At 72.5% G+C, this 12,356-nt stretch carries 12 protein-coding genes; 10 read left to right on the forward strand and 2 right to left on the reverse strand.

Going from position 1 to position 12,356, the window contains the following annotated elements:
• Positions 1 to 89: 89 nt before the first annotated feature.
• Positions 90 to 806 (reverse strand): winged helix-turn-helix transcriptional regulator, encoded by a 717-nt coding sequence (locus tag IW256_RS36750; protein WP_197015328.1) that lies wholly within the window; start codon positions 804 to 806, stop codon positions 90 to 92.
• A 218-nt stretch (positions 807 to 1,024) separates the two neighbouring features.
• Between IW256_RS36750 and IW256_RS36755 the strand changes: the two genes are divergently transcribed.
• The 10 genes from IW256_RS36755 to IW256_RS36800 all read left to right on the forward strand — a co-directional run bounded on the left by IW256_RS36755 (position 1,025) and on the right by IW256_RS36800 (position 8,086).
• Positions 1,025 to 1,285, forward strand: a complete 261-nt coding sequence (locus IW256_RS36755; RefSeq protein ID WP_197015329.1) for a MoaD/ThiS family protein — start codon at positions 1,025 to 1,027, stop codon at positions 1,283 to 1,285.
• Between the two features lie 163 nt (positions 1,286 to 1,448).
• Entirely contained in the window at positions 1,449 to 2,147 is a 699-nt protein-coding gene (locus IW256_RS36760) for an LmeA family phospholipid-binding protein (RefSeq protein ID WP_197015330.1), read from the forward strand.
• A 110-nt stretch (positions 2,148 to 2,257) separates the two neighbouring features.
• Entirely contained in the window at positions 2,258 to 2,773 is a 516-nt protein-coding gene (locus IW256_RS36765; RefSeq protein ID WP_197015331.1) for a sigma-70 family RNA polymerase sigma factor, read from the forward strand.
• Positions 2,770 to 3,531 (forward strand): zf-HC2 domain-containing protein, encoded by a 762-nt coding sequence (locus tag IW256_RS36770; RefSeq protein ID WP_197015332.1) that lies wholly within the window; start codon positions 2,770 to 2,772, stop codon positions 3,529 to 3,531. Before IW256_RS36765 ends, IW256_RS36770 begins: the two co-directional genes overlap by 4 nt.
• A gap of 192 nt (positions 3,532 to 3,723) precedes the next feature.
• Positions 3,724 to 4,059, forward strand: coding sequence for a TlpA family protein disulfide reductase (locus IW256_RS36775; RefSeq protein WP_307829314.1), 336 nt, complete (start codon positions 3,724 to 3,726; stop codon positions 4,057 to 4,059).
• A 259-nt stretch (positions 4,060 to 4,318) separates the two neighbouring features.
• Entirely contained in the window at positions 4,319 to 4,753 is a 435-nt protein-coding gene (locus IW256_RS36780) for a DUF4395 domain-containing protein (RefSeq protein WP_197015333.1), read from the forward strand.
• Positions 4,750 to 5,589, forward strand: a complete 840-nt coding sequence (locus IW256_RS36785; RefSeq protein ID WP_197015334.1) for a sulfurtransferase — start codon at positions 4,750 to 4,752, stop codon at positions 5,587 to 5,589. Before IW256_RS36780 ends, IW256_RS36785 begins: the two co-directional genes overlap by 4 nt.
• Positions 5,590 to 5,668: 79 nt before the next feature.
• On the forward strand, positions 5,669 to 5,977 hold the full coding sequence (locus tag IW256_RS36790) for a DUF1416 domain-containing protein (protein ID WP_197015335.1): 309 nt from the start codon (positions 5,669 to 5,671) through the stop codon (positions 5,975 to 5,977).
• Positions 5,978 to 6,175: 198 nt separating this feature from the next.
• Positions 6,176 to 6,790, forward strand: a complete 615-nt coding sequence (locus tag IW256_RS36795) for a hypothetical protein (protein WP_197015336.1) — start codon at positions 6,176 to 6,178, stop codon at positions 6,788 to 6,790.
• A gap of 99 nt (positions 6,791 to 6,889) precedes the next feature.
• The gene (locus IW256_RS36800; RefSeq protein WP_197015337.1) at positions 6,890 to 8,086 is read left to right on the forward strand and encodes a S8 family serine peptidase; all 1,197 of its coding nucleotides are present in this window, start codon (positions 6,890 to 6,892) and stop codon (positions 8,084 to 8,086) included.
• A 141-nt stretch (positions 8,087 to 8,227) separates the two neighbouring features.
• Here IW256_RS36800 and eccCa read toward each other — a convergent pair whose 3' ends face one another.
• Positions 8,228 to 12,232 (reverse strand): type VII secretion protein EccCa, encoded by a 4,005-nt coding sequence (gene eccCa, locus IW256_RS36805; protein ID WP_197015338.1) that lies wholly within the window; start codon positions 12,230 to 12,232, stop codon positions 8,228 to 8,230.
• Positions 12,233 to 12,356: the final 124 nt, after the last annotated feature.

Below are 12,356 nucleotides of genomic sequence, written 5' to 3' on the forward strand. Positions count from 1 at the left end.
CAGGGCGTGCCGACGGGTTCCAGGGCGCGCCGACGGGGTCCGGGGCGCCGGCCGGTCTCGGGACGCGCCGGCGGGATCCGTGGCCGGTGTCAGGTGGCGACCGGGGCGGCCTCTTCGGCCTCGCCCGGGCGGTGGTCCGGGACGAACCGGTAGCCGACGTTGCGCACCGTGCCGATGAGCGACTCGTACTCGGCGCCGAGCTTGGCCCGGAGGCGCCGGACGTGGACGTCCACGGTCCTGGTGCCGCCGAAGTAGTCGTAGCCCCAGACCTCCTGGAGGAGCTGCGCGCGCGTGAAGACCCGGCCCGGGTGCTGGGCGAGGTACTTCAGGAGCTCGAACTCCTTGAAGGTCAGGTCCAGGACCCGGCCCCGCAGCCGCGCCGTGTAGGTGGCCTCGTCGATGGTGAGCTCACCGCTGCGGATCTCTCCCGGCACCTCGTCGGCCTCGGCCACCGCGGCGGCGCGGCCGACGGCGAGCCGCAGCCGGGCCTCGACCTCGGCGGGACCGGCGGTCTGGAGCAGCACGTCGTCCAGGCCCCATTCGGGGCTCAGCGCGGCCAGCCCGCCCTCGGTGACGATGCCCAGCAGCGGGCAGTCCAGGCCGGTGGTGCGCAGCAGGCGGCACAGGCTCTTGGCCTGGACCAGCTCGCGGCGGGCGTCGACGAGCACGACGTCCGCGGGTGGAGCGTCGATCAGCGCGGACGCCTCCGCCGGGGCGACGCGCACCGAGTGCAGTAGGAGGCCCAGCGCGGGCAGGACCTCATCGGAAGGTTCCAAAGCGTTGGTCAGCAGGAGCAAGCTGCTCAAGTGCCGCCTCCTCGCCCAGAAAGACGTAAGGACCCAGGCGGTCCATCATTCGAGCCCGGCCAAGCCGGAAGGCTCGCTGGTGGCACGCTGGGCTCTCGGATGAACTCCATGGCCCCATCGCCCGGATCCCTCTTCCCAGAGCATATCCGAGCGGCCTCCCGGGGCAATGGGGCCAGGGGGCCGGATCGGGGCCGCCGGGAGGATGAGACGCTGGGATCATGGCCAAGGGAACGATCAGGTACTGGGCCGCCGCGAAGGCCGCCGCGGGGGTCCACGAGGAGCCGTACGACGCCGTGACCCTGGCCGACGCGATGGCCCAGGCGGCCCGGCGGCAAGGGCGAACCGCCGATTTCGGGCGCGTTGTGGAACGCAGTTCCTTCCTCGTCGACGGGGACCCGGTCGGGACGCGGCCACACGAGGCCATCGCCCTTCCCGAAGGGGGCGTCGTTGAGGTCCTCCCTCCCTTCGCCGGTGGCTGATCTCACATTTGTCGGATTTCCCGCACGTTGCGGGCGATCGCACGCCCGGCGCCCGAAGTCACTCCGTGGGCTGACCCGGAGCCCCGCGGGCCCGGACTAAGGTGTGGCCGTCCGCGCGCGGCCACGCGCGCCGTTCCGACGACGCGTCGCCCGGAGGAAAGCCATGCGGAAGTTCCTGGTGTTCTTGCTGATACTCGTGATCGGGGTCGTCATCGCCGCGGACCGGCTCGGCGTCCGGTTCGCCGAGGACGAGATCGGCCGCCAGGTCGCCGCCCAGTACAACCTGGAGCGGCAGCCCGACGTGAAGATCCACGGCTTCCCGTTCCTCACCCAGGCGCTCGGCGGCGAGTACGACCGGATCGACGTGGCCATCGGCGACTGGACCGAGAAGGGCGTCACGGTCGGCGACGTCACGGTGGAGATGCGCGGGCTCACCGCCCCGCTCGGCGACGTGATCTCCGGCAGCACCGCCGGCATCGTCGCCCGTACCGCCAGCGCCTCCGCGGTGATCCCCTACGAGGTGATCGAGAAGCGCGCGCCCAAGGAGGTCAAGGACATCCGGCCGAAGGGCGACGACCTCCAGGTCGACCTGAGCGGAGCGGTGCTGGGGTTCCCGCTGAGCGGCACGGCGGTCGTCTCGGTCAAGCCCACCGGCAAGGGCATCGCGATCACGCCGGTGTCGGTCGGCTCGGGCGCCGGGCAGATCCCGCTCGCCCTCGTCCAGCGGCAGCTCACCTGGACGGTCCCGGTGGCCGACCTGCCCATCGGCTCCCGCATCACCGGCATCCGGCCCACCCCGGAGGGCCTGCGCGTCACCGCGACCGCCGACAACGTCCGGCTCGACAACCTGAAGAACGCCTGACCCACCGGTCACCGGCCTCGCCCGCCCGATTTCCCAGGGTGTGAAGCGGATCACGGCCGGCAAGGCCGGGCGGCCGTGAACCTCCCGGGACCGCCGTACGTGTTCATGGTGTGGGCCGGACCGCGGACGAGGGGTTGCTGCGTGCTCTCTACAGCGAGCACGGCGGCCCTCTGCTGGGGTATGTGCTTCGCCTGACCGGCGGCGACCGGCTCCACGCCGAGGACGTCGTCCAGGAGACGCTGCTGCGCGCCTGGCGGCATCCCGAGGCGCTCTCCGGGCGTCCCGTACGGCCCTGGCTCTTCACGGTGGCGCGCAACCTGGTGGTGGACGCGCACCGGGCGCGCCGGTCCCGCCCGCCGGAGACGGGGATCGACGAGCAGGTGGCGATGATCCCGGCCGGGGCCGACGACATCGACCGGGCGCTGGAGTCGTGGACGGTGGCCGAGGCGCTGGCCGATCTCAGCCCGCAGCACCGGGCGGTGCTGGTGGAGACCTACTACCGGGGCCGGTCGGTGACCGAGGCCGCCAAGGCGCTCGGCATCCCGGCGGGCACCGTGAAGTCCCGGACGTACTACGCCTTGCGGGCCCTCAAACTCGCCCTGGAGGAGCGGGGGCTGGCACCGTGAACGGCTGCGCGGAGGCGCGCGCCTCACTGGGGGTGTACGTGCTCGGGGCGATCGATCCGGCCGAGCGGGCCCGGCTGGAGGCGCATGTGGAGGGCTGCCCGGCCTGCCGCGACGAGCTGGCCGGGCTGGCGGGCATGCCGGCGCTGCTGGGACGGGTGAACGAGACGCAGATCGCCCAGGTCGCCGGCCCGCCGCCGGAACTCCTCGACGCGCTGCTCGCGCAGGCCGCCGAGGGCCGCCGGGGGTGGCGCGGCCGGGTCGCGGACGCGCTGCCCGGCGCTCTCTCCGGGCGCGGCCCCGCCCCGGGTGCCGGGCGGCGGTGGCTGCCCGCGGCTGCCGCCGCCTGCGCGCTGCTGCTGGCCGGCGGCGTGGCGGGCGGCGCGGTGGTCTCGCTGACCGGTGACCGTCCCCCGCCCGCCCCCGCCCCCACGGCGCCGCCCCTCGTCTCGACGGGCCCGGGGGGCGAACGGCTCGTCGCCGGCGACCCGAGCCGGCGGGTGAAGGCCGAGGTGGTGGTCTACAGCAGGAAATGGGGCACCAAGGTCGAGCTGCGTCTGGAAGGCGCGACGTACGGGGAGCGCTGCCGGTGGTACGCGGTGGCCCGGGACGGCCGCAGGGACCCGCTAGGGAGCTGGTACGTCGCGTACAGGAAGGGCGTCGGCGTGTACGAGAGCTCCACCATGATCCCGCGCGACCAGCTGTACTCGTTCGAGGTCGTCACCGTGGACGGCCGTCCCCTGGTGACCGTTCCCGCCTGATCGCACGCCACGGTCATGGGCCCGATTCCGGCCGTGCCAACCGATTCCTTGGTGGAAGTCGGGAAGAGTCCGTGAATCGGCGCGGTTGGACCGGGGGTGGAACTCGAAGGCGCACTCGTGGCGGTGAGCGTGCTCGCGGCGGCAGGCGCGTTCGGTTTGGTGAGGCGGTCCCGCGATGGGAGGCTGCGCGCCGTGGAACAGCGCGACGACCGGGGCGACGACCGGATCGGCCCCTCCGACCTGGGTGCCGAACTGGGTGAGCGGGCCACCCTCGTGCAGTTCTCCAGCGCGTTCTGCGCCCCGTGCCGGTCCACCCGGCGGGTGCTCGGCGAGGTCGCCGGGATGGTCGGCGGGGTGGCGCACGTGGAGATCGACGCCGAGGCCCGCCTCGATCTCGTCCGCAGGCTGAACGTGGTCCGCACCCCCACCGTGCTGGTCCTGGACGCGGGCGGGCGGATCGTCCAGAGGGCCTCCGGACAGCCGCGCAAGGCCGATGTGATCGCCGCCCTCGGCCTGGCCATCACGTGAACGGGACCGCGTTGACCTGCGCCGAGGCCGATGTCACCGTCTCGAAAGCCGAGACGGATGTGACAGCGCCACGTTCGTCGGCTTACCATCGGACCGTGCGTTACCGGACAGAGCAGCTGCTCACGAAGCGACGCGCGGTCGACTTCTGCCGCGTGTCCGCCTCGCTCTGTCGCATGGCCTGAGGCATCGAGCCCCGCCGTTTCCCGAGCATTTCGACTTTCTCGCTCGTACGCACTCATCTTCTCCGCCAGGAGCCCCGATGCAGGTTGATCCGCGCGGGCAGCGCTTCGCCGCGGCCGTCACGTCGGTGATGCTCATCGCGGTCCTGGTCACCGGAAGCTGGTTGCTGCTCGCCGCCCAGGCCGTGGTGTTCGCGCTCGCGACCTTCCTCGGTCTCCGCTACGCGCCGTACGGGCTGGTCTACCGGGTGCTGATCCGGCCCCGGCTCTCCCCTCCGGGGGAGCTGGAGGACGCGGCCCCGCCCCGGTTCGCCCAGGGCGTCGGCCTCGGATTCGCCCTGGTCGGCATGGTCGGTTACGCCCTGGGGGTCCCCTGGCTCGGCATCGGTGCCACCGCCTGCGCGCTGGGGGCGGCGTTCCTGAACGCGGTGTTCGGGTTCTGCCTCGGCTGCGAGATGTATCCGCTGATCCGCCGCATCACCACGAAGATCCGCAACAGGGAGGTTCCCGCATGAGCCGCTCCGACGTCCTGGTGGACGCCGAATGGGTCCAGTCCAACCTGGACGCCCCCGGCCTCGTCCTGGTCGAGGTCGACGAGGACGTGTCCGCCTATGACAAGGGCCACATCCGTGGCGCCGTGAAGATCGACTGGAAGACCGAGCTGCAGGACCCGGTCCGCCGCGACTTCGTCGACAAGACCGGCTTCGAGCAGCTGCTGTCCGCCAAGGGCATCGCCAACGACGACCTGGTGATCCTCTACGGCGGCAACAACAACTGGTTCGCCGCCTACGCCTACTGGTACTTCAAGCTGTACGGCCACGACAAGGTCAAGCTGCTCGACGGCGGCCGCAAGAAGTGGGAGCTGGACTCCCGCGAGCTGGTCACCGACGTGCCCGAGCGTCCCGCCACCGAGTACAAGGCCAAGGACCAGGACCTGAGCATCCGGGCCTTCCGCGACGAGGTCGTGGACGCCATCGGCAAGGACAACCTCATCGACGTCCGCTCGCCCGACGAATTCAGCGGCAAGCTGCTGGCCCCGGCGCACCTGCCGCAGGAGCAGGCGCAGCGGGCCGGTCACGTCCCGACCGCGCGCAGCATCCCGTGGTCGAAGGCGGCCAACGACGACGGCACGTTCAAGTCCGACGAGGAACTGCGCGCCCTCTACACCGAGGCCGGCGTGGACCTGAGCAAGGACACCATCGCCTACTGCCGCATCGGCGAGCGTTCCTCGCACACCTGGTTCGCGCTGCGCGAGCTGCTCGGCCTGGAGAACGTCAAGAACTACGACGGTTCCTGGACCGAGTACGGCTCGCTCGTCGGCGTCCCGATCGAGCTCGGCGAGGCCAAGTAACCACCCTTCCGCCCGTCCAGCGGACCCCGCCGTTCCCGGCGGAGCAGATCATCCGTTTTCACGGAGAAGGAGGACAAACATGACCCAGGGCTGCGCAGCGCCCGCGCAGACGGCGCATCTTCCCGCGACCGTCGACCTGGCCAACGAAGCCGTCATCCAGGGCACCGTCACCCGCGACGGCGCCCCCGTCTCCAGCGCCTACGCCCGGCTGCTCGACTCGACCGGCGAGTTCACCGCCGAGGTCGTCACCGGTGACGAGGGCGTGTTCCGGTTCTTCGCCGCCGACGGCGACTGGACCGTGCGCGTGCTGGCCGCCGGCGGTGTGAGCGTGGACAACGCCGTCACCGCCAAGACCGGCGAGGTCGCCGCCCTCGAGGTGGCCATCTGAGATCGGTCGCCGGCCCGGCGCCCGGCCGCGCGGTCCGATCCGCGAGGCTTCCCGGCCCCGCGTCCCGCTTCGTGCGGGCCGCGGGGCCGGTGCTTTGCGGGAAACGCCCTCATTGAACGGTACGTTCCGCACGGGTGTGAGCGCCCCGGTGGCTATGCTCCCTCGGTACCGGGGGCGATCACGGAGGAGATGGCCGGATTGACCGAGTTCTCAAGCGCGGACCTGGACCGGGTGCTGGCCGAGGCCCGCGAGACGCTGGAGGCGATGCGCGCCGATCGGGCGCCGGCCGCCGGTACGGAGCACGTCGGTGCGGAGACCGCTGGTACGGAGACCGCTGGTACGGAGACCGCCGAGGGCGTCGGGGCGGACGCGGACGGGCGGGTCAAGGCCACCGCCGTGCGCGGCCGGCTCGCGCGGGTGGAGCTGGACCCGGAGGCGTTGCGCCTTCCGCCGGAGGAGCTGGGCGAGCGGCTGGTGGCCGCGGTCAACGCGGCCCTCGACGCGGCACTGGACGCGGCCCGGCCCGGCCCGCGGCCCTCCGCGGCGGGCGACACCGGGACGAAGGCCGCCGCGAAGAGCAAGAGCGCGGCGAAGGGCAAAGGCCCGGCGAAGACCAAGGCGGCCAAGGGTGCGGCCAAGGGCGCGGCGAAGGGTGCGGCCAAGGCCAGAGGCGGCACCGAGGCCGAGGGCGGCGCGGAGGGCGCGCCCTCCGGAGAGCCGGGCCAGGAGCCGAAGGACGAGGGCCTGCACCAGATGGAGATCCTCACCCAGGCGATCAACGACGCCCTCGCCAGGATCGGGAGCGCCCGGTGAACGGACCGCGTGAGGCCGCGGCACCGCGGCCCGTACGCGTTTCGTCCGGGAGCGTTTACAGTCGTGGTGCTGTCGGGCGGGTGTCAGGGGAGTAGGGGCATGCGAGTAGCGGGACTCGTGGCCGGTGCCGGTTGTGTCGTGCTGACCTCGGCGCTCGCGCCACCGGTATGGGCGGCACCGGCCGCACCGGCCGTCGCGCCGGCGTGCAATCCGGCACAGGGCCAGCCGGCCTCCCAGATCACCCAGCAGCCATGGCCACAGCGGCGCCTCGACTTCGAGGAGGCGTGGAAGGTCACCCGGGGCGAGGGCGTGACCGTCGCGGTGGTCGACAGCGGGGTGAGCGCCCGGCATCCGCAGCTGGCCGGACGTGTCGTCGCCCACTTCGACGCCACCAAGACCACCCCCGAGGACTGCTTCCAGCACGGCACCGAGGTGGCGGGCATCATCGCCGCCGCCGACCAGCGGCAGTCCCGTGGCGTGCCCTTCGTCGGGGTGGCGCCCGGTGCCCGCCTGGTCAACGCGAAGTTCACCTCGGGCGAGAGCACCAACGACAACACGCTGCTGCCCAAGGCGATCATGTGGGCCGCCGACCGGGCCCAGGTCATCAACGTCTCCGTGGCCGCGCCCGACACCCCCGAGCTGCGCAGGGCGGTGCGGTACGCCCAGCGGAAGGACGCCCTGATCGTCGCCGCGGCGGGCAACGTCCAGGACGACCAGCGCGGTAAGGAGCAGCAGGCGTACCCGGCCAGCTACCCGGGGGTGCTCTCGGTCGCGGCGGCCGACGAGAACGGCACGATCGCCGACTTCTCCAACCTCAAGACGCGCGTCGACGTCTCCGCGCCGGGCGCGAACATCATCTCGACCGGGCCCACCGGCTACATCGGCGGCCTGGGCGGCACCAGTTTCGGGGCGCCGTACGCCGCGGGCGTGGCCGCCCTGGTGCGGTCCCGCCACAAGAACCTCAATTACCAGCAGGTCATCCAGCGCATCAAGGCCACCGCGGAGGGCGACAACGGGACCGGCAGCGGGAGCGGCATGATCAGCCCGATGCAGGCGGTCACGGGGCTGGTGAACCCCGGTGCCGGGCAGGCCGCCCCCCGGGCCGCCGCCGGGGCGATCGACATCGGCGGGCGGCCCCCCGTGGACCACCGCACCCGCGGCATCGGCGCCGGGATCGCCGTGGGCGCGGTCATCCTGGCCCTGGCCGTCGCGTTCGGCGGGGCGGTCATCCCGCTCGGGCGGCGGCGCGGCTGGCGGCCGGGACGTGCCCGGTCCACCGGCGGCGGCGAGGGCTGAGCGGCACGAGCCGCCCGCCCTCGCCAACCGTCGCGGCCCCCGCCAACCGTCGCGGCCCGTGCCAACCGTCGCGACCCCGGCCGCGGCCGTCACCGACCGCGGCCGTCACCGACCGCGGCCGGGGCCGCCCTGCGCCGCTGATCAGCCGTTCGGCTGCTCCCCGATGAAGGCGGTCTGGATCAGCCTCTTGCCGGTCCGGCGGTCGACGAAGGTACCGCGGCCGGGGGGCAGCGGCTGGGCCCGCACGTCGCCGAACAGCGCGCCCTCCTCCTTGGAGCCCGACATGATCAGCGCGGGGCTGGCCATGTCCTTGAGGCGCTGGATGACCGGGTCGAACATGGCGCGGCCCGCACCGCCCATCGCCCGGGACACGATCACGTGCAGGCCGATGTCGCGGGCCTGCGGCAGCAGTTCGGCGATCTGCGCGATCGGGTTGCCCGACGGGGTCGCCACCAGGTCGTAGTCGTCGATGAGCAGGTAGAGGTCCGACCCCGTCCACCAGGAGCGGTTGCGGAGCTGCTCGGGGGTCAGGTCGGCCGGTGGGAGCCGGGCCACCAGGGCCCCGTTGATGTCCTTCAGCAGCCCGGTGGCGGCCGCGGGCGCGGCGGCGTAACCGATCACGTGGTCGCCCTCGGCCACGTCCAGCATGGCGCGGTGGTAGTCGACCATGATGAGGCGCGCCTCGTTCGGGGTGTTCCGCGCCTTGATCGACTGGGCCAGCAGCTGCATCAGGTTGGACTTGCCGCACTCGTTGTCGCCGACGACGATGAAGTGCGGGTCCTGCTCGAAGTTGAGCAGGACCGGCGAGAGCGTGTCCTCGTCGATCCCGATGGGGATCGGCTTGCCCGTGTCGGCGGCCTGCGGCAGCTGCGTCACCGGGAACAGGCCCGGCAGCATCCGCACCGGCGGCGCGCCCGGCCGTCCCCGCCAGCTCGCGGCGACCGTCTCGACGAGGTGGCGCAGGCCGTCGGACACGTCCTCGCTCGTGGTCCGCCCGTCGATGCGCGGCAGCGAGGTCAGGAAGTGCAGCCCCTCCCGGCTCAGGCCGCGTCCGGGCCTGCCCTCCGGGACGTTCACCGCCATCTTGCGGTCGATCTCCGACTCGTAGGGGTCACCGAGCTTCAGCTCCAGCCGGGTGCCGAACAGGTCGCGGATGGCGGTGCGGAACTCCGACCACTTGTTGGTGGCCGCGACGACGTGGATGCCGAAGCCGAGGCCGCGCGCGGCCAGATCGGTGATGGTGGACTCGACCTGCTCGAACTCCGAGCGCAGCGTCAGCCAGTTGTCCACGACCAGGAAGACGTCGCCGAACCCGTCGCCGGGGATGTCCCCGGCCGCCCGCAGCCGCCGGTACGCGGCGATGCCGTCGATGCCCCGCTCGGTGAACAGCCGCTCCCGGGCCTCCATCAGGCCCGCGACCTCGGCGACCGTACGGCGGACCCGGTCGGGGTCCAGCCGGGTGGCGACGCTGCCGACGTGCGGCAGGCCCTCCAGCCCGGCCAGCGAGCCGCCGCCGAAGTCCAGGCAGTAGAACTGGACCTCCTGGGGCGTGTGCATGAGCGCCAGCGAGCTGATCAGGGTGCGCAGCGCCGTCGACTTGCCGCTCACCGGCTGGCCCGCGATGCCCACGTGCCCGGCCGCGCCGGACAGGTCCAGCCACATCGGGTCGCGGCGCTGGTCGAACGGGCGGTCCACGATGCCGGCGAAGGCGTGCAGGCGGCCCCGGCCGTCCCATCCGGCGGTGGTGAAGCCGTGCTCCTCGGTGTGCTGGAGGTTGGGCAGCACCTGGTCCAGGGTCCCCGGCTCGTCCAGCGGGGGGAGCCAGATCTGGTGCGGCTCGGGCCCGGCGTCGACGAGCCGCTTGACCACCAGGTCGAAGAGGCTCTCCTTGGGCCCGTCGTCCCGCTTGGGCGTCGCCTGCTGCCCCTGCTGCGGCTGCTCGACCACCTGCGGCTGGATGTAGTCGGCGCCGAAGGCCACGATCTGCGGGGCCGCCTTCGGGGCGTCGCCGCGGGCCTGCTGGTCCGCCGCCGGCTCCGGCTCGTACGGGCCCGAGACGTAGGCGGCCCGGAACCGGGTCATCGTCTCGGTGCCGACCTTGAGGTAGCCGTGACCGGGGGCCTGCGGCAGCTCGTAGGCGTCCGGCACGCCCAGCACCACGCGCGACTCCGCGGCCGAGAACGTCCGCAGGCCGATGCGGTACGACAGGTGGGTGTCCAGTCCCCGCAGCTTGCCCTCCTCCAGGCGCTGCGAAGCCAGCAGCAGGTGCACGCCCAGTGACCGGCCCAGCCGGCCGATCATGACGAACAGCTCGGCGAAGTCGGGCTTGGCCGACAGCAGCTCGGAGAACTCGTCCAGCACGATGAACAGGGTCGGCATGGGCTTGAGCGGCGCGCCCTGCTCCCGGGCCTTCTCGTAGTCGCGCAGCGAGGCGTAGTTGCCCGCGGCCCGCAGCCACTCCTGGCGGCGGACCATCTCGCCGTGCAGCGCGTCGTACATGCGGTCGACCAGCGGGAGCTCGTCCTCCAGGTTGGTGATGATCGCCGAGACGTGCCGCAGCCCGTCCATCCCGAGGAAGGTCGCACCGCCCTTGAAGTCGACCAGGACGAAGTTCAGCGTCTCGGAGGAGTGGGTCATCACCAGCCCGAGCACCAGGGTGCGCAGGAACTCCGACTTACCGGCGCCGGTGGCGCCGATGCACAGGCCGTGCGGGCCGAAGCCGCCCTGCGCGGCCTCCTTGATGTCCAGCTCGACCGGCCGGCCCTCGGGGTTCACCCCGATGGGCACGCGCAGGCGGTTGCGCGGGGCCCGCGGCTGCCAGGCCGTCCGCGGCTCCAGGAGGCGGGGGTCGCCGACCTGCATCAGCGTGGTCAGCGTGGTGGACGCCGACAGGACGTCCATCTCCTCCCCGCCGCCGCTCGCGGCGGCGCTGGCCCGAAGCGGCGACAGCTGGCGGGCCAGCCCGTCGGCCTGCACGACGGTGAGCCGGTCCGGCCGGCCCAGCATCGTCGGCACGTCCTTGCCCGTCCGGTCGCGGCGCAGCATCGCCATCTTGTCCGCGGCGACCCGCAGGCGGAGCATCAGGTTGTCGGCCACCGGGGTCACCGCCCCGCTGATGTCGATCACGCAGACGCCCTCGATGCCGTCCGCGCCGAGCTGGGAGTCGGGGGTGACCTGCCCGCCGTCCACGATCACCACGTGGTACGGCAGGTCGTTGGGGGAGAGCCCGGGCGTGAACCGCGGCCGGTCCTTCAGCTCGCCCGCCAGCATGGCCTCCAGCATGGACAGGTTCGGCGCGATCAGCCGGACCGGCCCGGCGGCGTCGTGCTCGGTGGGATGCATGGAGTGCGGCAGCCACTTGACCCACTCCCAGTGGGGCAGGGCCTCCCGGCTCGCGCACACCGAGATCCGGACGTCGTCGGGGGAGTGGAACGTCGCGAGCTGGACGACCATCGCCCGGACCATGCCCCGGGCGACGTCGGGGTCGCCGGCGGGCACGATCCGGGAGAACGACGGCATGGACGCGGCGATCGGGAGGTTCGGCACCGTCGAGTGCGCCCGCACGAACCGGCGCAGCGCGCCCGCGGTCATCGGCTCCAGGTCCTCGACGGGCTTGGTCTCCGGCGGGATCAGCTGCACCGCGAGCTTCTGCGAGCCGGACCCGATCCGGATGTTGCCGAAGTCCTTGTCGGTCGGGCGCCGCTCCCAGAGCCGGGCGCTCATGACCAGCGACCACAGCGACTCCGGCGGCGGGCTGTTCCACTCCAGCGCCTCGCGCTGCTGCTCGGCGGCCTTGCGGACCTTGCGCCGGGCCTGCCCCAGGTAGCGGTAATAGTCCCGGCGGGCGCCGTTCAGCTTGAATTTGCGTTCGCCCGACCCGCGGCCCAGCTGGCCGACCATCATGAGGCCCATCGCCAGCGCCATACCGCCGCTGCTGATCATCATCATGGGATTCCGGGTGCCGCCGCCCAGGAACATCAGCCCCATCATGACCGGCATGATGATCATCGGCACGAAGGTCAGGACCTGCTGGAATCCGCCGCTCTGCTGCTCGGGGAGCTCGGGGGGCGACTCCAGTAGGATCTCACCCTTGGGCGTCGGCGGGGCCTGTCTGCGCTGCTGCCGCCGTACGAGGATGGTACTCACCTGGGGGTTCCTCCATGAGCCTGCATGACCGAGCGGCGAGTTCTGGCACGCCGTGTGGTGTTCGGTCCAGAATCTAGCGGTTGCTCTCGCTCGGTCCGGGCGAACATCCTAGGCTCCGCGCTGT

It is taken from the genome of Actinomadura viridis, assembly GCF_015751755.1.
GTDB lineage: Bacteria > Actinomycetota > Actinomycetes > Streptosporangiales > Streptosporangiaceae > Spirillospora > Spirillospora viridis.

Coding starts and splice junctions, on each gene's coding strand:
- IW256_RS36780 (WP_197015333.1), top strand. CDS start 4,319: ATGCAGGTTGATCCGCGCGGGCAGCGCTTCGCCGCGGCCGTCACGTCG.
- IW256_RS36800 (WP_197015337.1), top strand. CDS start 6,890: ATGCGAGTAGCGGGACTCGTGGCCGGTGCCGGTTGTGTCGTGCTGACC.
- IW256_RS36760 (WP_197015330.1), top strand. CDS start 1,449: ATGCGGAAGTTCCTGGTGTTCTTGCTGATACTCGTGATCGGGGTCGTC.
- IW256_RS36785 (WP_197015334.1), top strand. CDS start 4,750: ATGAGCCGCTCCGACGTCCTGGTGGACGCCGAATGGGTCCAGTCCAAC.
- IW256_RS36755 (WP_197015329.1), top strand. CDS start 1,025: ATGGCCAAGGGAACGATCAGGTACTGGGCCGCCGCGAAGGCCGCCGCG.
- IW256_RS36790 (WP_197015335.1), top strand. CDS start 5,669: ATGACCCAGGGCTGCGCAGCGCCCGCGCAGACGGCGCATCTTCCCGCG.